Origin of the sequence: Sulfurospirillum sp. SCADC, assembly GCF_000743525.1 — a bacterium.
GTDB lineage: Bacteria > Campylobacterota > Campylobacteria > Campylobacterales > Sulfurospirillaceae > Sulfurospirillum.
This window is the reverse complement of sequence record NZ_JQGK01000001.1, coordinates 170,737-188,395: the sequence shown is the minus strand read 5'-3', so window position 1 is coordinate 188,395 and position 17,659 is coordinate 170,737. Positions and strand designations below refer to the sequence as shown.

Sequence of the window (17,659 nt, the reverse complement as noted above, 5' to 3'; positions counted from 1 at the left end):
TTATGGGCGTGAGTATAGCAGTCATTGGAGCGGGAAAATGGGGGCAAGCGCTTCAGTTTGCACTCTCGTTTAACTTTACATGTAAGATCACTTCACGCCAACCCAAAGCCATTCAAAATTTTGTAAGCCTTGAAGAAGCGCTCGCGTGTGAGTACCTTATTTTTGCACTGCCTGCTCAAGTGGTGCGCCATTGGTTGGAAGCGCATTTTAGCTTTAAGGGGCAAAAAATTCTGGTTGCTGCCAAAGGAATCGAGCAGGGCAGTGGCGCTTTTTTAAATGAAATTTTTGCGCAGCATGTGCCAGAAGAAAATCTCAGTTTTTTATCGGGCCCTTCGTTTGCCTCTGAGGTGATGCAAGGACTGCCTACGGCGCTTGTGATTAATTCAACCAACGAAGGACTCTCCAAAGAGTTCGCCGCCTTTTTCCCTTCGTTTATCAAAACCTATACCTCAAAAGATGTGATGGGTGCAGAGGTATGTGGGGCGTATAAAAACGTGTTGGCGATTGCCAGTGGCATTTGTGATGGACTGAAACTTGGCAATAACGCACGTGCGAGTTTGATAGCTAGAGGGCTAGTGGAGATGCGCCGTTTTGGAAAATATTTTGGTGCGCACGATGAGACCTTTTTGGGGCTCAGTGGTGCAGGCGATCTCTTTTTAACGGCGTCTAGTACCCTTTCGCGCAACTATCGTGTGGGACTTTTTTTAGCAGAAGGCAAAAAACTAGAAGACATCTTAGTCGCTCTTGGCGAAGTGGCAGAGGGTGTTTTTACCTCTGAAGCCATTTTTGAGCTTTCTAAAAAACATGCGATTTATACACCCATTGCTCACGAAATAGCACTGATTTTAAAGGGTAAAGAGCCACGCATCAGCGTGAAAGACCTGTTGTCGGATTGATGATGCTTAAGTTCTTTTTCTCTTGCTTACTCTTCACTTCTCTTGTGCACGCCAAAACACCACCCTTAGAAGATATGATTGCTCAGATGATCATCATCGGCTTTGATGGCGTAAAAGAGGGTGACAAATGGGTTGAACAGATCGCAAAAGATATTAAACGTGAAAAAATTGGTGGGGTGTTTATCACCGAAAAAAATGTTCAAAACCCAGTACAGCTTAAAAAACTGAATGAGTATTTAAAGGCACAAGTCCCCAAAGCGCTTCCCTTGATCGTGGCGGTTGAACAAGAGGGTGGAAACAGTCTGTTCAATGCTAAAAATGGCTTTAGTGAAGCTCCTTCTGCGCATGAACTGTTTCAAAGTAAAAATATTGCAGAAAGTGAAGCGCTTTATCAAGCACTCAGTTTAGATCTTGCTAAAAGTGGCATTAATGTCAATTTTGCACCGGTTCTTGATCTTCAACCCAAATACGATGTACTTGATAGCTCAAAATTACAGCGCAGTTATGCTGCATACGAAGAGATGGTGACGACCTATGCGATGCTGTTTATCAATGCCCTGAAAGCCGAAGGTGTGATGCCGGTTGTCAAGTATTTTCCCACAGCAGGTGCCAATCTTTGGAATAACTTCTCTAGCGAAGAAGACGTCACCAAAACATGGCGTTTTGAGCAGTTAAAACCCTATTATGATCTGATCGCGTTTGGTAAAATGGACGCAGTTTTGATCTCTCATGCGATGCACCAAGAGCTTGATCCCCAAAATCCAACACTCTTTTCAAAGCGCATCATCCAAGGCTTGCTCAGAGATAAAATGCACTTTGAAGGGGTTGTGTTTGCCGATAATTTACGCACCCACTCGATTGCCAGTAGTCTTGATTTTAAGCAACGCGTGATTCGCAGTATCGATGCAGGGGCTGATATTTTGGTCTTTACCAACTATTTTGCAGAGAGTACAAGTATGACCTTTACGGTGAATAAAATTATTAAAGAAGCAATTCACAATGGGGAGTTGAGCTCTGAGCGAATTGCACTCTCTTATGAGCGCATTGTGCGTTTCAAACAAAAATTATCCAAAAGAGGAAGCCATGTTAATTAAAAATGCTTTGGTGTCAACCCAAGAGGGAGTGGTTCGCCACGATGTATTGATCCAAGAGGGTAAAATTGTTGCCGTTGGCAAAGCGCTTGATGCAGCAGCAAATGATGAAGTGATCGATGCTGATGGACTTTATGTGCTTCCAGGTCTCATTGATCTTAACGTGCGCTTTTCCAACAGTTGTCTCAATCAAGAATACATCGATAAACTCTCCAACAGTTGTCTTAAAGGGGGTGTTACCACAGCGGTGGTGATGTCTGATTTTAGCCCACGTCTTGAGAGTGCGACTCTTTTGGAGTTGGTAAAATTTAAGATCGATCAAGCCAAAGTCAATCTGCATATGAGCGCTCCTTTAGCCGATGAAAAAGAGGACCAACTCCACAATATTGCGACGTTGCTCAACAATGGTGCCGCAGCTATTTTAGCCGATTCACACCGTAATGCCAATCTTTTAAGGCGTGGCATGCAGTACGCAACGATGAAAAAAAGACCACTGTTTGTGCAGTGCTATGAACCAAACTTGGACGATAACGGACTGATGAACGATGGTGTGATTGCTTCGAAATTGGGACTCTCTGGCATCTCTAAAATCTCCGAAACAGCCGAAGTTGCTAAAGTGGCAGAAATGACGCATTTTTACGGTGCAACAGTGGTGTTAAAATCGCTCTCAACCAAACGCGCTTTTGAAATCGCCAAATCGCATAAAGCCCTTAAATCTGACCTTTACACAGAAGTGTCGATTCATCATCTTGCCAAAAATGACACCAGTTGCGATGGCTTTAATACCTATGCAAAATTGATGCCACCGCTTCGCGAAGAAGAGGAGCGCAAAGCGCTCATTAGCGCACTTAAAGAGGGCTTAGTCGATATTCTCACTTCCTCGCATTCGCCTAAATCCATTTTATACAAAGATGTTGCATTTGAAGATGCTGCCTTTGGTATAGGCTCGATTGAAGAGTTCTTAACGCTCGCCCATACGTTTTTAATCAAAAATGGCGTGATTGATTTTAACGACCTGATTCGCATCTGTTGTGTCAATCCTGCGCATATTTTAGGGCTTTCGTCTAAAGGGGCTATCGAAGTGGGCTACGATGCTGACTTAGTCTTGTTTGACCCCAAAGAGAGCTATGAAGTGAGCAATACACATTCGCTCTATTACGGGGAAACCTTGCATGGCAAAGTCAAAAAAGTGATTGTCGCTGGAAAGCTGCTATTGAATTAATAACGGATGTTACGCACTTCTTCAAAAGAGCGTAACATCTTACCTTTTATTTCTCATAAAACTTGTTTTATGAAGCTTTAGGAGGTGTCGGGGATGAATCCCTGACCTTAAACAATGGGTTTTACTCATTGTTTAAGATACCGTTACGCAAACTGCGTAACATTAGTTAATAAAAGACGCGTGAGAGATAAAGTCCACACGCTGGAATCAGTGTTGTGGACACTTTCATTTTACGATCGCGTTGTGCGATAAGATCATGGTAATCAAGCATTCCATCGCACGCTTTAAGTAAACTTCCGCACATCATCCGTACTTGTGAGCGCAAAAAAGCATCGCCTAAAAAGTAGATAACAATCAGATGCTTATAGCGGTACGCTCCTGCTTTAAAGATCGTACGCTCATCTTTGGTTGTACCACCACCTAATTTTTTAAAATACTCGAAGTTATGAAATCCGACAAAAACCTGTGCATATTCGTTTAATTTTTGAACATCCAGCCTCTTTACATGTAAAGCATACTGGGCTAAAAAAGGCTGATACGCCCCATCGTAAAGTACGTAACGGTAGAGCCTTTTTTTGGCATCAAAACGTGCGTGAAACGAGGCATCCACAGGTGTAATGCGCTGAATAAAACTATGTGGTGCTAACAACGCATTGAGATGGGTTTGAAGTTTTGCAAGATTACTCCAATAAGGAGGAAGGTCTACATGTAAGACTTGATGGGTTGCATGCACTCCTGTATCGGTACGTCCACTGCCCACAACGGTGGTTTCGATGTTGATATGCTGCAAAGCCCTTGTTAGCGCACCTGCAACACTTTGGCAGGTTTTGGTCTCATCTTTTTGAATCTGAAAGCCAATGAAAGCGCTTCCGTCGTAACTCAGAATGATTTTAACACGCATGCGTATCTAGAACATAGCGCGAATGCGCTTTTGGTAAATTTTATAGGCACTCAAAAACATAATCAGAAACACAACAAGGGGCGCGCTTTGCGGATGCCATGTGGATAAAAGCGTTGCAAGGACAAGGTAAAATGAGATCGTTGCAAACATCTCAAAATAGATACCACCTTTGTTATAGCGGTACGTAACAATCCCAATACTCAGTGCTGCCAACGTTGAGGCAAGTGGAAAAAGGGAGATAAGCAGTAAAAAGGAGAGGTCGTAAGCGCGTTTCTGATCGGTAAACACACCGTTCCAGTACTCAACAATACTCTGTAGTTTCCCCACAATCGTCTTAGGCTGCGAGTTGATGTGCATGCGTTCAAAGTCAACTTGCTGAATGCCCTCTTTGGTAAATTCAAAAATTTTACCTTGGTTAAGATTGAGTCTTAGAACACCTTTTTCATTGTCGATGATGGCATTGGTGGCTACAATGAGTTTTTCATCCTCTTTTTGCGTCGCGGCTTGGTAGAGTGTGACACCATTATAGTGTCTGTCATTATCGCTGTGTTCGATGTAGACGAGCCAATCGGAGAATTTTTGACCAAACTCGTTGGCCTTGATGTTAAATTTGGCTTCGGCTTTTTTGTACTCTACAAAGTTTGCATTGAGTTGTTTGGAGACCGGAATCAGCAATAAAACATCTAAAATCAAGATAAAAGAGAGCAGGGTGGAGAGTCCTAAAAAGAGCTGTGCAATTTTCTTGGGATCGTATCCGAGCGTGAAAAGTACGATGGTTTCGTTCTCTTTGGAGAGGTTAAAGAGGGTAATACACAAGGCAATAAAAAAAGTAATGGGCAGTGTATACACAAGCGTTTTGGGCAGAAGATAGATGTAGAGCGTTCCCAACTCCCAAAAGTTCATCTTAATAATAGCGGTCAGTGCCGTTATTTTAATAAAAAATACCACGGATGTGATAAAAAAGAGAATAAAAAAGAGCGAACTAAAGAGCTCACTGAAATGTTTTAAAAGATAACGACTGACTCTATTCATAAGATAAATTCCATTACATGTAAAATTGGTAGATCAAAAAACCACGTGAGCAAAAGCCCTAAGGCGAGAAACGGGATAAAGGGAAGTTCATACCCCTTTTTGCATACGATCATAAATGCAACCAAGGCAATTAGCGCGCTGATATAAATCGCCACAAGCCCCAGTTTGATACCAAGTACCGCACCGATAATACCCGCAATAATAATATCCGCTTCGCCCATCACCTCTTTTTTAGCCAGCGCTGAGATACCAAAGCGCAAAAACGTAAACGCTCCCATCAGTAAAAGCCCGTTTTGAAGCGATTGCAGAGGCGCTTGTGTGCAAAAAGCGAGGATGAGTGCTGGCAGACTAAGTGCATCCGGAACAGCTTTATACCGCAAATCAATGATACTGAGTGCGAGTAAAAGCGCAAAGATTGTGCCCATCAAAAGCGCTTGGGTGAGACTCTGTAAACGCAAAAAACACAGAGCATAAAGCAAAGCAGTGCCAAGCTCAACGAGTGGATACTGCACCGAAATGCCCACGTTGCAAAAGGCGCATTTCCCTCTTAACAAGAGCCATGAAAAAAGCGGAATATTGTGGTACCACTTAAGCGGATGCAAGCATGTTGGACAGTGAGATGCAGGCAGATTGATGCTTTGATGACGAGGTAGGCGCACAATCGCAACGTTTAAAAACGATCCTATGCACAGACCAACAATCATGATAAAAACAGCTTCAAACCCCATCGACTAACCCTTTACGTCTAATGCCACATCGCCAAGATCAAAAAGAGGAGTGAACTCTTTGTCTAGGCTAAGATGTGTAATCATACCCAATTTAGAACACTCTTTTTGTAAATAGTACACACTTTTCTCATACATCGCCGCAATTTCAACATTGGATGCTTGGATGATGCCATACATTGGTCCTAAATGCTCATAAGCGATGTAAAACAGGAGCGATGCATCCTCTTTTTTTTGAAACTGCACCATCACTTTTTTACCTTCATGGATAAAGGGAAGATGAATGATAGCTTTGGAGAGGGCTAGGAGCATGTACGCATAGAGGGTAAAGAGCTCTTTATGGATCTCACTCTCTAGCTGTTTGAGTAAAAAAGCCCTGAATTCAGTGTAGCTAAAGTCGTTAGAGTCCAGTACTTGTTCCAATCCCATGGGCAAAAAATAGGCATCATTTTCAAAGAGTTTGGGTTGTCGGTAGAGGTTTGAGATGGTTAAAATACCGCCTCTGCCCTCAGCAAAATTTGCCCAGTATTTTTCACCCTCTTTGAGATTTTTACTGCTTTTGGTGGTGAGCTCTTTGCGTCCTACTTTAAGGCAGTAGCGTCCTCCATCAATTTGGCGTATGACTTCAATGCTCACCGGTAAATTGGCATTAAAATTGATGCTCGAACTGCTTGTATGTCCAATGTCTGAGCCAATGCCTGCTAATTTTTGGAGGGTTGAGATCATAGGTGTGAACATTGCTTCACGATCTGTTCTGCGATCTCAAATTTACCGGCAAGCGCAAATTTTTGAACATGCGAAGCGGTGATAAAATGAACCTCATTTTTACTGCTTCCAAAGCTGTTTTGCTCTTTAAGCACATTGAGACACACGGCGTCCAACCCTTTTTTCTCAAGCATCACGCTTGCATTGGCAAGCGCTTTACTCTCATCGATCTCCGCTTTAAATCCCACCATTTTAAAGCCTCGTTTGGGAAGTGATGTGAGTACATCGACGTTGCGTTTGAGCTCCAAAGTGTACGACTCCCCAAGCTCCTCTTTTTTGAGTTTACCCTCATGGGTTTTGATGGGCACATAATCGCTCACCGCCGCTGCCATCAAAAGATAGGGCGTTTTCTCGTTTTTGGTGACATACTGCATCTGCGAAAGAAGGGCAGCGTGAAGCTCTGCCGTACTCTTTACATGTAAGGTATTGATCGCGTTGATCTGAGGGGTTTCGCCACTGCTAATCAGCGTTACATTGGCACCCCTGAGGTAAAACGCAAGCGCAAGCGCGGAGGCTTGTTTTCCACTGGAAAAGTTGGTCAAGCATCTGACATCATCGATCTTTTCCATCGTACCGCCACCGGTGATAACGACTTCACGTTCACTCCAAAAGGCTTCTTTAAGCAGCAACCGTGCGCAGTGGTAGAAAATCTGCTCAACATCTGCAAGAGCGCCCACACCTTCGTCATTGCATGCCAGCAGTTTGGATTGCGGTGCGATGATCTCGTAGCCGAGCGTTTCAAGCTTTAAAAGGCTCTCTTGGGTGATGGGATTTAGCATCATGTTGGTATTGGCGGAGGGGGCTAAAACGATGGTTTTGGTAAAAGCAATCGCGGTTTGCGTTAAGAGATTGTCCGCGATGCCATGGCTGAGTTTATTGATCGTGTTCACGGAAGCTGGAGCGATGACAAACAGATCTGCCCATTTGCCCGTGTGAATGTGGCTGAGCCCCTCACTCCAACTCTCCGTGTCAGCATGTAAAACCTTATTTTGGCTGATCGCCTCAAAGGTGAGCGGTGTGATAAAACGTTTCGCATCTTCGCTCATCAGCACTTTGACTTCAGCGCCTGCTTTGATGAAAAGACGAATGAGCTCTAAGGCTTTGTAAATCGCGATGCTTCCCGTAACGCCTAAAAGGATTTTTTTCCCTGCAAGTTGATTATTTCGCATCTTTTTTCCCGAAAAATGTGTAGAAGAAACCCTCTATGATTTTTAGGGGTTCTCGGTTGATCGCTAGCGCGCCTTTGGGGATGTTTTTGGTGACCGTTGTACCCGAAGCAATTAAGACATCATCCTCAATCGTCACAGGGGCAATCAATTGCGAATCACTGCCCACAAAGACATTTTTACCGATGATCGTCTGGTATTTGCCTTTGCCGTCATAATTACATGTAATCGTTCCACACCCGATGTTGGTTCCCTCATCAATGGTCGCGTCCCCTAGGTAACTGAGATGACCTGCTTTAACGCCTTTAAGTGTTGATTTTTTGATCTCCACAAAATTACCGATGTGCGTATCTTCGATGTTTGAATCAGGTCGTACACGCGCCATGGGACCAATGTCAGAGTTTTTAATGACACTTTTTTCAATGACCGAATGCGCTTTAATATGAGCATTTTCTAAAACGGTGCCTTTAAGTAAGCTCACGCCGTTTTCAAGTCTGCATTCGCCCTTGATCTCAACATCTGCTTCAATGTAGATCGTCTGAGGCAGGCGCATACTCACCCCTTGTTCCATAAAACGTCGTTTGATGCGCTCTTGCATGAGCTCTTCGGCTTGTGAGAGATGGTACTTGGAGTTGACACCCATAAACGTCGCTTCATCGACGAAAAGCGCTTTGACACTCTTTTTCTCTGCATTGGCTAAAGCGATTAAATCGGTGATGTAATACTCTTTTTGACTGTTATTATTGGAAAGTTTTGGAAGATTTTCGTTTAAAAATGCGGTTTTAAAAAGGTAAACGCCTGCATTGACCGCCGTTACTTTTTTCTCATCCTCGCTCGCATCTTTCTCTTCGACGATTTTCTGCACGTTTAAATGCTCGTCCATGATGACACGACCATACCCAAAAGGCTCTTTACATGTAAACACACTCATCACGATGTCAGCGTCCAAATGTGTAAAATTTTGCATATTCTCAGCTTCCAAAAGCGGCATATCGCCATTAAGCACTAAAAGGTGTTCGTATTTTGGCTTCACACCGCGAATCGCACCGCCCGTGCCTGGGAAGTTTTGATGGTCTTGAATGATGTATGTGATGTTGGAAAAATAGCGGTTCATCCGCTCTTGCACCAGTTCTGCTTGGTGGTATAAAATGACGTGAATATCATCGCTGATCTTTTGGGATTCTTTGATGATGTGGTAAAGCATTTCAAAACCGCTGATCTCGTGAAGGACTTTGGGAAGGGTAGATTTCATGCGCGTGCCTAAGCCCGCCGCCATAATTGCAATCGAAATAGTCATAAAGTGTGTTCCTAACAATCAGATAAAATCTATTTTAACGAAAAGTTGTTTAAAGATTAAATGGTTTTTAACGCAAAAGCAACTAAAATCCTACAATACATTCAAAGGAATCGGGTTGAGAAAAATAACAAAGGTACTCTTTTTGTTGATGGTGTTTATGTCACCGCTTGCGTTTGGTGCTGACACGATCCCTACGGTGAACCTCTCTTTAAGTGCCCCCGATACACCCCAGCAGTTGGTGACCAGTTTAAACCTTGTTATTGTTTTAACGATTTTGACCCTCGCACCTTCTTTGGTGTTTATGATGACCAGTTTTTTACGCCTTCTCATCGTCTTCTCATTTCTTCGCCAAGCCCTTGGAACGCAACAAATGCCGCCGTCCCAAGTCATGGTCTCTTTAGCGATGATCTTGACCTTTTTCATTATGGAACCCGTGATGAAAGAGTCGTACGATGTAGCAGTCAAACCGTATTTGGAAGAGAAGATGGGCTATCAAGAGGCATTTGAGAAAGGCGCTGCGCCGTTTAAAGCGTTTATGATTCGTAATACCCGTGAGAAAGATTTAGCGCTTTTCTTTCGGATTCGTAACCTTGAAAATCCTAAAAATATCGAAGATGTGCCTATGACGGTGGCAATGTCTGCGTTTATGATCAGTGAGCTTAAAACTGCTTTTGAGATCGGCTTTTTGCTCTATTTACCATTTTTGGTTATCGACATGGTCGTGAGTTCTGTTTTGATGGCAATGGGTATGATGATGTTGCCACCGGTTATGATCTCGCTACCGTTTAAACTGCTCATCTTTGTATTGGTTGATGGGTGGAATTTACTGGTACAACGACTGGTGGAGAGTTTCCATTAACGCGCAATACCTTACCCAAAACGATCTTTTTTGTGAGATTTGCCATCCGCTTTTTGATGCGATCCTCCTCAAACAAGGCGCGCAACTCATCCACTTTCAGCCCAAAGGCGGTAAACCATTTTTCTGGAGTGCCATGCATTCAACTTTTCAAAAAGGCAAGGCATTTCGAGGCGGCATTCCGCTGTGCTGGCCGTGGTTTGGCAAAATGGGTACACCCTCACATGGATTTGCGCGCATCGTCGAGTGGGAAATGGCGCAGTATCGTGAAAGCGAAGAGGGCGTGCAACTGGTTTTTGAACTGCACGATAGCGCATTTACGAGGTTATTATGGGATTTTGCGTTTAGCGCACGACTTGAGATGAACTTAGGGCGCACTGTTGAACTTGATTTACATATCAACGCTGAAAAAGAGAGTACGGCGGCACTTCACACTTACCTTACATGTAAAGATATTCATAACGTCACAGTGATGGGTTTGGGCGATGTGTACAACGACGCTTTGCATGCTGGAATGGTCTGTAACAATGAAGCGCCTGTTTTACATGTAAACGATGCGATTGATAGAATCTACACATCGCCTGAAGCGACAACGCTTCTGTGTGAGGGGGATCGAACGCTCAGCATTACGCATGAAAATCACAGTGATGTGGTGGTGTGGACTCCTTGGCGTGAGGGAGAAGTGAGTTTTGCTGATATGAAAGAGAATGACTATACGCACATGCTCTGCATCGAGAGTGCGCGTATTTCCAAGCCTTTGGCGTGTGAAGACCGTTTACATGTAACGATTGCGCCGCTTTAAACGCTTTACATGTAAAACACTTTTCACGCTTTTTTAGAGAGCTTTGGCTCGCACACACTTCCTTCGCTAAAATTTCCACGTTCTGTCACATAATCAATGCCCCAGTCAAACATCTCATTGAGCACGGGGCGCAATTTTTCACCAATGGGTGTGAGTGAATAGACCACTTTGGGTGGAATCTCAGGAAACGCTTCGCGCGCAATAATCCCTTTTTCTTCAAGCTCTCGCAGTTTGACCGTTAAGGTTTTTTGAGTAATCTCACACACCTCTTCAAAAAGTTCTTTGTAGCGTTTTTCTCCTGAGAGCAGATGCCAAATAATGCCCAATTTCCATTTGTCGTTAAAAATATCTTGTGCGATGGCAATGGCGCAGGTGTACTCTTTTCCGTTGACTAAATACATGGCGTATGACCTTTTTTGAAGTCAATTATAGCATAAATATAAAAATATATCATTACATTCTAAAAGTATCGTAAGGATATATTAAGCATGCTGACATTATAATTTTCCAACAATTAACACAAAAGGAAACGAATGAAAAATGTACTGATCATCAACGGACATCAAAAATACCCCGTCGTCGCCGAGGGCAAACTCACACAGTTTTACATCGACACTGCCACAGAGTTTTTTCACAAAGCAGGCTATGCCATCAAACACAGTGCCGTAGAAAGCGACTACAACGACAAAGAAGAGGTTGAGAAATTTGCATGGGCCGATAGTATTATTTTCCAATTTCCCACCTACTGGATGGGCGTGCCTTGGCTGGCTAAAAAATACATCGATGAGATTTTTTCCACAGGTCAAGGAACCGTTACCTATGAGAATGATGGCAGAACGAGGAGTGACGCAACCAAACGTTATGGAAGTGGCGGCTTGATGCAGGGCAAATCGTACATGCTCTCCATCACCTACAACTGCCCAACGTCAGAATTTAACGACAAAGAGGGCTTTTTCAGCGGACTTAGCCTCGATGAAGCCAATGTCGCCACGCATAAAACCTTCCAATTTTGTGGCGCAACACCGTTAGAGACTTTCTCCGTGCATGACATTTTCAAAGGCGATTTGGATTTGGAAAAAGAGAAAGTGCGTTTTATCGCACATTTGGAAAAAACGTTTAAATAACCCTCACGGTGGTATGAAACCATACCACCACCTTCTTTACATGTAAAGCTCAAACCCTTTTTGTTGTTTCAAGATACTTTCAAAGAGTTTTTGCGTCTCTTGGAGCATTGTTGTATTTTGGTTTTCGACTTTGGCTAAGAGATTATCAAGACTTTTGAGCAGAGAATCGTTAATCAAATTTTGCGTGTTTGCATCACTGGTTTGAGGAAGTGCTGCGTTGATTTCATACGCTGTGTTGGTTAAGCTTGCAAGGTTGGTGTTATTCGCACTCTCTTGAACACTTTTGAGGTATTTGTCCATCATTGGCTGAACGGCTTCCATTGCCGCGTCAATCTCTTTTTGATCATTGGCGTCGATGCCATTACCTTCGTAATGAAAGCTATAGCCATACGCGTGTGCGAGTGTCAGTGTCGTACTTTGTGTGTTGCCATCACTCTCTTGTGAAATCTCTGCATAGCGCGCGTCATACATGCTCAGATCGATCACATCGCCACTACTGGTTTGCAGTGAAAAACCAAAGCTATTATAATTGTAATTATTGGCTCCGATGGTTTCCATAAGTTGCCCCCTTATTTAAACATACGAGCAAGATCGGCACAATGAAAATTTTTTTAAATCGTAATCAAACAATCCAGTCTGTTTTGCACCGATTCAATTTTTTGGTGCATGCCATCTTCGCGGTTGGGTCGTATGTCAAATTTCAAACACGCATACACACGCCCAGATGCTTCTAAAAGCGCGTAAGCCTCTTCGACCAGTTTCAGCGCTTCACGCATCGTGGGTGTTTCAACCACCGTACTCATGGGGGTCAGTTTATAGCTGTAACCGCTCTCGTGGATCATCTTGACAATGCGCGCCACATCCGCACTTTTGCTCTCTTGTGTCTCTAGGGGAAACATACTCAATTCCATTAAAACGCTCATTTTTTTCCTTTACATGTAAACTAGGAGAGTGCATAATACACACCACAAAATGTTCCAATCGTCAGCATCAGATAGATCCCAACATAAAAGGCGATGCTACGCGTCCCCAGTAGAAAAACAATTATACTTTTCAGCAAAGAATTAGCGATGATCGCAAGGGTGATGGCGTTTAATGCCGTTGTCACATCCAGCCCATTCTTAGACAAAGAAGCAAGGGAAAGCGCTATCGCATCGGTGTCGGTTAAGCCTGAAATGAACGAGATCACATAAACACCTAAATTGCCAAAAGAGGTATCTGCAAATTTAACCAAAGCGATAACAGCGCCAAATAAAATTCCTAAAATAAGCGCTTCGGAGAGTTGAAAAGGGTTTTTAAAGACAGTCTCTTGGATGATTTTCTCTTTTTCCGTGGTGACGTAGAGAAACCCAAGATAGAGATACCCAACCCCCGAAGCGATCAAAACAGGGTATAAAATTTCTTGAGCTAGCACCACATTGATGATAAGAAGCTCGATATAAATGCGAAAAAGCATAATCGAGCAGGCAAGCCCTACACCAATAGCCAGATTTTTAGAAAGTAAAGGAGTCTCTTTAGAGCGTCTTGCAAGGCTCAGGGCTACGGCAGTTGAAGAGACAATTCCTCCTAGCAAACCTGCCAACCCGATGCCATGCTTGGCTCCCACGAGGCGCACCGCGATATAGCCTAAAAAAGAGATGCCTGCGACTAAAACAACCATAAGCCAGATATGATACAGATTGAAATAACCCCAAGGATCAAGTGGTTCGTCGGGGAAAAGCGGCAAAATCACAAAACTCATCATCAAAAAGAGAATCATAGCGCTTAGATCTTGCTTCTCAATCACTTTTTCATAGGTCTGGATTTTCTCTTTAAGATTGAGGATAAACAGGACACTCATAGCGACAAAAATAGCCAGTGCTATCTTTTCATACGCGAGCAAGGCACCTATGAAAAAAACCACCAGCGCTGAAAACTCTGTGGTCATCCCATTTTCCGTAGGTGTCCGATTGAGCATATACGCACCCATTAGCAAAGCGCCTAAAACAGAGGTAGAGGCAATCAGCAGATAGGGAACAGACCCATTGAGCCACGCAGAGAGATAGCCTATCAGTGAGATAAGCGCAAAGGTGCGTGCTCCTGCAAAATCTTTCTGGCGGTTGGCATACAAAAGGTTCATTTCACGCTGCAAGCCAATGAGCAGCCCCAGAACAATAGCGATAATGATGTTTTGAAAAACAAGCGTATCCATTGTCGACCTCTTTGGAATTATTGTACCGAAATTTGGCTAGATCAGCTGTCTAATCCACTGTAAAACTTGCGCTCTTTGGAGACAACGATCTCTTTTTGACGCTCTTTTTTCTGCATATCTTTTTCCACAAAAAGCGGTTTACGCGTTACGGGGTGAAGCCCTGTGTAGTACATCAACGTTGCATAGGTTGAAGGGGTTGGCGTAAAGATTTGCGCTTGTTCGGGATTGATCTTTAAGACATTGCTTGCAAACTGTTTGAGGGAGTGCATATGCTTCTCCTCACAGCCCGGATGTGCGGCGATCAGATAATAGGTGAGAAACTGCTTTTTGCCCGATTCGCGGCTGAGTCTGTCAAAAAGTGCTTTAAACTCCACCAACGACTCTTTTCCGGGTTTGCCCATGAGCGCTAAGATTTCATCGTCGATATGCTCAGGAGCGATTTTCATCTGACCGCTGAGGTGATGTCCGACGATCTCTTTAAGATATTCATAGCCATAGGCTTTATCTTCGCTGATAAGGTCATAGCGAATGCCTGAAGCGACAAACGCTTTTTTAATGCCTAGAAGGGCGCGTACTTTACGTAGCAGATCGATCTGTTTTTTATGCGTTGGCTTCAGTGCTTTGCAGAGTTTGGGAAACATACAGCTTTTGTCTTCGCAGGTGCCTTTGGTCACTTTCTTGTGACACTCATACCCGTACATATTCGCCGTCGGTCCTCCAAGATCGGAGATGATGCCTTTAAAATCTTTATAGGTCGTAAAGTGTTTCGCTTCTTTGAGGATGGACGTCTCTGAGCGAGAGCGAATCGTTCTTCCTTGATGCACGCTGATCGCACAAAAACTGCATTCGCCATAACAGCCTTGGTGGGTTGAGATCGAAAATTTAATCGTCTCAAGCGCTTTCACCGCTCCCTCTTTTTTGTGGCAGGGATGCACATCGCGCATAAAAGGAAGGGCGCTTACGGCATCCATCTCTTCGGTGGTGAGGTAAAGTGCGGGCGGATTTTGGATGAGGTAACGCGCATCCACTTTTTGACAGAGTCCTTTGGCAGAAATCGGGTCGTTGTTGTGGTAGAAAATGTCGAACATATCCATAAATTTAAGTTTGTCATTCAAGCACTCTTGATGACTTGGAAGCGCTAAAAACGCTTCGTTTGGCTCTTTAGAAATGTAGCACAACCCTTTTACATGTAAAGGTTGGGTCCCCTCTTTGAGTGCATCGGCAAACTCGACAATGCTGTGATCGGACATGCCATACAGCAGGTAATCGGCTTTGGCATCAAATAAAATGGGTTTGCGAAGTTTATTGCTCCAAAAATCATAGTGCGTCACACGCCTGAGACTCGCTTCAATGCCGCCAAGCATAATCGGCACGGTCTCTTTAAAGTGCTGGCGGATGAGGTTGGTGTAGACCAAACTGGCGCGGTCAGGGCGTTTATTGTTCACACCACCGGGGGTGTAGTCATCGCTGTTGCGAAATCGTTTGGTCGCGGTGTAGTTGGACACCATTGAGTCGACACTTCCACCACTCACACCCCAAAAAAGTTTAGGCTCTCCCAATCGCGTAATATCCTCTTTACATGTAACATCAGGTTGCCCGATGATGCCGACTTTATACCCAGCACGTTCGAGCACACGACCCACAACCGCAACGCCCATATACGGACTGTCGATATAGGCATCGGAGGTGATCAAAATGATGTCAAGTTGCGTCCATCCTCTTTGTCTCATCTCTTCGTGTGTGGTGGGTAAAAACATGCTCATCCTCTGGTGTTAATATAGGTATTAATATAGCACAACACCTCTATGTTTTGGCTTTTTTAAGATTGTTCGTAGTAATATCTCAACAATTATCATTTGGAGGATACGTTTGAAAAATTCACTCTATTTTAACATTAAAGTAGAAGAGGGCATCTTTGAAAAAATCATAGAAGAACAAAAGACCATTGGCTACTACGCCTTGCCCGATCAAGAGATAAGCGATCTTGTCAATTACCTAGAAGAGTTTAAATCTAAAAATGATTACGATGCGATCAAAGACATCGCTATTATCGGTATTGGTGGAAGCTCTTTGGGACCAAAAGCCATTTTTAGAGCGCTTCAGGGGATTCGTGATTTTGACAAACGCTTGCATCTTTTTGAAAGTACCGATCCTGCGTCCATTCGCTCCACGCTCAATAAACTCGACATCAAAAACACCCACTTTTTTGTTATCAGTAAATCAGGTACCACGATTGAGACCATTTCGGTTTACAAATACATTCTTTCGCTTTTAAAAGCCAAAGAGATTTCACTCGATTATCGCTTCACCTTTGTGACCGACAATGGCTCAAAACTCGAAGCTCATGCTAAAACGTTTAACTCGTTTATCTTGCACATTCCTATCAATGTTGGCGGACGTTTTTCCGTTTTAAGTGCCGCTGGACTTGCACCACTGTTTTTAGTGGGTGTGGATATTCAACGCTTACTCGATGGTGCTAAAGCGATTAAAAAAAGCTTCTTTGAAGATGGTTACATCAAAGAGACACTGCTTAAAAAGGCAACCTACTATGCCAAAAATTCGATGCACTACAATATCAATACTCTGTTTGCATACTCGGAGAGTTTGGACTGCTTTACCGATTGGTATGTTCAACTTTGGGGTGAGAGTTTGGGTAAAAAACAGAAACACAGTAGCTTTAACGTGGGTCTTACGCCTGTGGGGCTTATTGGTCCAAAAGATCAACACTCGTTTTTACAACTCATCGTGGAAGGGCTTCGCGATAAAAGCGTGACCGTGCTCAAAATCGAAAATTTTGATGATAAAATTAAGATTCCTGCCATTACGCTTAAAGAGCTTGAGAACTTGGATTTGATGAATGGCATTGCCTTTTGTGATCTGATTAACATGCAAGCTGATTCGACCATTGAAGCGCTTTTGGATAAAAAAGATATTCCAATCGATACCATTACCATTCAGCACATTGATGAGGAAAACATTGGTAAATTGATTTTTTACTACGAGCTTTTAACTTCGCTTGTTGGTCAAATGATGAATGTCAATACCTACGACCAACCAGGCGTCGAGAGTGGTAAAAAAATTCTTGAGGGTAAATTGATCGAAGAGAAGAAGAGCTTTTCTAAAAAAGGAAAATAGTATGTGTCTTGTGTAAACGCCCAAAGGCGTTTACACTTAATCTGCCGTAAATACCATCGCTTGTTCAAACAACGCGGAACCCATTTTCCCCCACATTGAAAAAAGGTGCATCTCTTTTTCTGTAATCGTAAATCTCTGCGCGATTTGATCCATCGTTTTGTGCTCATAAATGCCAAATTTATCATCGATATGCACTAAAACCATTAACGAAAGAACGGTAATTTTTCGGCTTTGTGTCGATCTAAAGATCTGTAGAGTCTCTTCTAAATTGAACTGTTCTAAATTTATTTCCATATTTTCAATACCCATTTCGGTACAATATTCATTGACCAATTCGCGCTCTTTTAAGCCATATTCTCCATCGAGTTTCGCAACGTATTGTGCGAGTTGTAAAAAAGCAAATTTCTCTTCAGTTTTCAGTTTCATAAGTAACAATTCGTACTCCTTTGAGATTAA

Annotated in this window: 19 protein-coding genes; 7 read left to right on the top strand and 12 right to left on the bottom strand. The window is 43.2% G+C overall.

The features are described 5' to 3' along the window. The first annotated feature begins 2 nt into the window (after nt 1-2). The 3 genes from JU57_RS00935 to JU57_RS00925 are packed head-to-tail and all read left to right on the top strand — an operon-like array spanning nt 3 to nt 3,209. On the top strand, nt 3-896 hold the full coding sequence (locus JU57_RS00935; RefSeq protein WP_037955731.1) for an NAD(P)H-dependent glycerol-3-phosphate dehydrogenase: 894 nt from the start codon (nt 3-5) through the stop codon (nt 894-896). A 2-nt stretch (nt 897-898) separates the two neighbouring features. Next, the gene (locus JU57_RS00930; RefSeq protein ID WP_037956023.1) at nt 899-1,990 is read left to right on the top strand and encodes a glycoside hydrolase family 3 N-terminal domain-containing protein; all 1,092 of its coding nucleotides are present in this window, start codon (nt 899-901) and stop codon (nt 1,988-1,990) included. Then, the gene (locus tag JU57_RS00925; RefSeq protein WP_037955728.1) at nt 1,980-3,209 is read left to right on the top strand and encodes an amidohydrolase family protein; all 1,230 of its coding nucleotides are present in this window, start codon (nt 1,980-1,982) and stop codon (nt 3,207-3,209) included. The genes JU57_RS00930 and JU57_RS00925 overlap by 11 nt, the downstream gene beginning before the upstream one ends. Before the next feature lie 166 nt (nt 3,210-3,375). On the opposite strand, the gene truA is transcribed toward JU57_RS00925, so the two are convergent. The 6 genes from truA to glmU are packed head-to-tail and all read right to left on the bottom strand — an operon-like array spanning nt 3,376 to nt 9,095. Then, nucleotides 3,376-4,110: a tRNA pseudouridine(38-40) synthase TruA gene (gene truA, locus JU57_RS00920; protein WP_037955725.1), complete on the bottom strand. Its 735-nt coding sequence runs from the start codon at nt 4,108-4,110 to the stop codon at nt 3,376-3,378. A 6-nt stretch (nt 4,111-4,116) separates the two neighbouring features. Then, the gene (locus JU57_RS00915) at nt 4,117-5,142 is read right to left on the bottom strand and encodes an LptF/LptG family permease (protein WP_037955724.1); all 1,026 of its coding nucleotides are present in this window, start codon (nt 5,140-5,142) and stop codon (nt 4,117-4,119) included. Beyond that, nucleotides 5,139-5,870, bottom strand: a complete 732-nt coding sequence (locus JU57_RS00910) for an A24 family peptidase (RefSeq protein WP_037955723.1) — start codon at nt 5,868-5,870, stop codon at nt 5,139-5,141. Before JU57_RS00910 ends, JU57_RS00915 begins: the two co-directional genes overlap by 4 nt. 3 nt (nt 5,871-5,873) lie before the next feature. Further along, complete coding sequence (locus JU57_RS00905) at nt 5,874-6,593, bottom strand: hypothetical protein (protein ID WP_037955722.1); 720 nt, start codon at nt 6,591-6,593, stop codon at nt 5,874-5,876. Further along, entirely contained in the window at nt 6,590-7,801 is a 1,212-nt protein-coding gene (gene coaBC / locus JU57_RS00900) for a bifunctional phosphopantothenoylcysteine decarboxylase/phosphopantothenate--cysteine ligase CoaBC (RefSeq protein WP_037955720.1), read from the bottom strand. Before coaBC ends, JU57_RS00905 begins: the two co-directional genes overlap by 4 nt. Continuing rightward, nucleotides 7,791-9,095, bottom strand: coding sequence for a bifunctional UDP-N-acetylglucosamine diphosphorylase/glucosamine-1-phosphate N-acetyltransferase GlmU (gene glmU, locus JU57_RS00895; RefSeq protein WP_037955718.1), 1,305 nt, complete (start codon nt 9,093-9,095; stop codon nt 7,791-7,793). Before glmU ends, coaBC begins: the two co-directional genes overlap by 11 nt. A 124-nt stretch (nt 9,096-9,219) precedes the next feature. Between glmU and fliP the strand changes: the two genes are divergently transcribed. Together fliP and JU57_RS00885 are read left to right on the top strand one after the other, a co-directional pair. After that, nucleotides 9,220-9,954 carry a flagellar type III secretion system pore protein FliP gene (gene fliP / locus JU57_RS00890; protein WP_037956020.1) on the top strand — a complete coding sequence of 245 codons (735 nt, stop codon included), beginning with the start codon at nt 9,220-9,222 and terminating at the stop codon, nt 9,952-9,954. After that, nucleotides 9,908-10,753 (top strand): D-hexose-6-phosphate mutarotase, encoded by an 846-nt coding sequence (locus JU57_RS00885; RefSeq protein ID WP_051906431.1) that lies wholly within the window; start codon nt 9,908-9,910, stop codon nt 10,751-10,753. The genes fliP and JU57_RS00885 overlap by 47 nt, the downstream gene beginning before the upstream one ends. Nucleotides 10,754-10,776: 23 nt before the next feature. On the opposite strand, the gene JU57_RS00880 is transcribed toward JU57_RS00885, so the two are convergent. Next, complete coding sequence (locus JU57_RS00880; RefSeq protein WP_037955714.1) at nt 10,777-11,154, bottom strand: helix-turn-helix domain-containing protein; 378 nt, start codon at nt 11,152-11,154, stop codon at nt 10,777-10,779. Between the two features lie 132 nt (nt 11,155-11,286). Between JU57_RS00880 and JU57_RS00875 the strand changes: the two genes are divergently transcribed. Further along, nucleotides 11,287-11,877 (top strand): NAD(P)H-dependent oxidoreductase, encoded by a 591-nt coding sequence (locus JU57_RS00875; protein WP_037955711.1) that lies wholly within the window; start codon nt 11,287-11,289, stop codon nt 11,875-11,877. Nucleotides 11,878-11,913: 36 nt separating this feature from the next. Here JU57_RS00875 and JU57_RS00870 read toward each other — a convergent pair whose 3' ends face one another. The 4 genes from JU57_RS00870 to JU57_RS00855 are packed head-to-tail and all read right to left on the bottom strand — an operon-like array spanning nt 11,914 to nt 15,825. After that, on the bottom strand, nt 11,914-12,435 hold the full coding sequence (locus JU57_RS00870) for a hypothetical protein (RefSeq protein WP_037955697.1): 522 nt from the start codon (nt 12,433-12,435) through the stop codon (nt 11,914-11,916). A 53-nt stretch (nt 12,436-12,488) separates the two neighbouring features. Continuing rightward, nucleotides 12,489-12,800, bottom strand: coding sequence for a thiamine-binding protein (locus JU57_RS00865; protein ID WP_037955694.1), 312 nt, complete (start codon nt 12,798-12,800; stop codon nt 12,489-12,491). Between the two features lie 20 nt (nt 12,801-12,820). Then, a complete protein-coding gene (locus JU57_RS00860; protein ID WP_037955692.1) occupies nt 12,821-14,068 on the bottom strand; it encodes an MgtC/SapB family protein in 1,248 nt (415 codons plus the stop codon). Between the two features lie 41 nt (nt 14,069-14,109). Then, nucleotides 14,110-15,825 (bottom strand): YgiQ family radical SAM protein, encoded by a 1,716-nt coding sequence (locus JU57_RS00855; protein ID WP_294874976.1) that lies wholly within the window; start codon nt 15,823-15,825, stop codon nt 14,110-14,112. A gap of 112 nt (nt 15,826-15,937) precedes the next feature. Between JU57_RS00855 and JU57_RS00850 the strand changes: the two genes are divergently transcribed. Further along, a complete protein-coding gene (locus JU57_RS00850) occupies nt 15,938-17,203 on the top strand; it encodes a glucose-6-phosphate isomerase (RefSeq protein WP_037955690.1) in 1,266 nt (421 codons plus the stop codon). 36 nt (nt 17,204-17,239) lie between these two features. Here JU57_RS00850 and JU57_RS00845 read toward each other — a convergent pair whose 3' ends face one another. Further along, the gene (locus tag JU57_RS00845; protein ID WP_294875131.1) at nt 17,240-17,629 is read right to left on the bottom strand and encodes a TerB family tellurite resistance protein; all 390 of its coding nucleotides are present in this window, start codon (nt 17,627-17,629) and stop codon (nt 17,240-17,242) included. Nucleotides 17,630-17,659 lie beyond the last annotated feature (30 nt).

Bases quoted from the DNA above. Each gene is read 5' to 3' on its own strand.
- JU57_RS00865 (WP_037955694.1), bottom strand. From the start codon at position 12,800: ATGAGCGTTTTAATGGAATTGAGTATGTTTCCCCTAGAGACACAAGAG.
- JU57_RS00905 (WP_037955722.1), bottom strand. From the start codon at position 6,593: ATGATCTCAACCCTCCAAAAATTAGCAGGCATTGGCTCAGACATTGGA.
- glmU (WP_037955718.1), bottom strand. From the start codon at position 9,095: ATGACTATTTCGATTGCAATTATGGCGGCGGGCTTAGGCACGCGCATG.
- JU57_RS00880 (WP_037955714.1), bottom strand. From the start codon at position 11,154: ATGTATTTAGTCAACGGAAAAGAGTACACCTGCGCCATTGCCATCGCA.
- JU57_RS00915 (WP_037955724.1), bottom strand. From the start codon at position 5,142: ATGAATAGAGTCAGTCGTTATCTTTTAAAACATTTCAGTGAGCTCTTT.
- JU57_RS00855 (WP_294874976.1), bottom strand. From the start codon at position 15,825: ATGTTTTTACCCACCACACACGAAGAGATGAGACAAAGAGGATGGACG.
- JU57_RS00930 (WP_037956023.1), top strand. From the start codon at position 899: ATGCTTAAGTTCTTTTTCTCTTGCTTACTCTTCACTTCTCTTGTGCAC.
- coaBC (WP_037955720.1), bottom strand. From the start codon at position 7,801: ATGCGAAATAATCAACTTGCAGGGAAAAAAATCCTTTTAGGCGTTACG.
- JU57_RS00885 (WP_051906431.1), top strand. From the start codon at position 9,908: ATGGGTGGAATTTACTGGTACAACGACTGGTGGAGAGTTTCCATTAAC.
- JU57_RS00870 (WP_037955697.1), bottom strand. From the start codon at position 12,435: ATGGAAACCATCGGAGCCAATAATTACAATTATAATAGCTTTGGTTTT.
- JU57_RS00875 (WP_037955711.1), top strand. From the start codon at position 11,287: ATGAAAAATGTACTGATCATCAACGGACATCAAAAATACCCCGTCGTC.
- JU57_RS00860 (WP_037955692.1), bottom strand. From the start codon at position 14,068: ATGGATACGCTTGTTTTTCAAAACATCATTATCGCTATTGTTCTGGGG.
- JU57_RS00935 (WP_037955731.1), top strand. From the start codon at position 3: ATGGGCGTGAGTATAGCAGTCATTGGAGCGGGAAAATGGGGGCAAGCG.
- JU57_RS00925 (WP_037955728.1), top strand. From the start codon at position 1,980: ATGTTAATTAAAAATGCTTTGGTGTCAACCCAAGAGGGAGTGGTTCGC.
- JU57_RS00910 (WP_037955723.1), bottom strand. From the start codon at position 5,870: ATGGGGTTTGAAGCTGTTTTTATCATGATTGTTGGTCTGTGCATAGGA.
- JU57_RS00845 (WP_294875131.1), bottom strand. From the start codon at position 17,629: ATGAAACTGAAAACTGAAGAGAAATTTGCTTTTTTACAACTCGCACAA.
- truA (WP_037955725.1), bottom strand. From the start codon at position 4,110: ATGCGTGTTAAAATCATTCTGAGTTACGACGGAAGCGCTTTCATTGGC.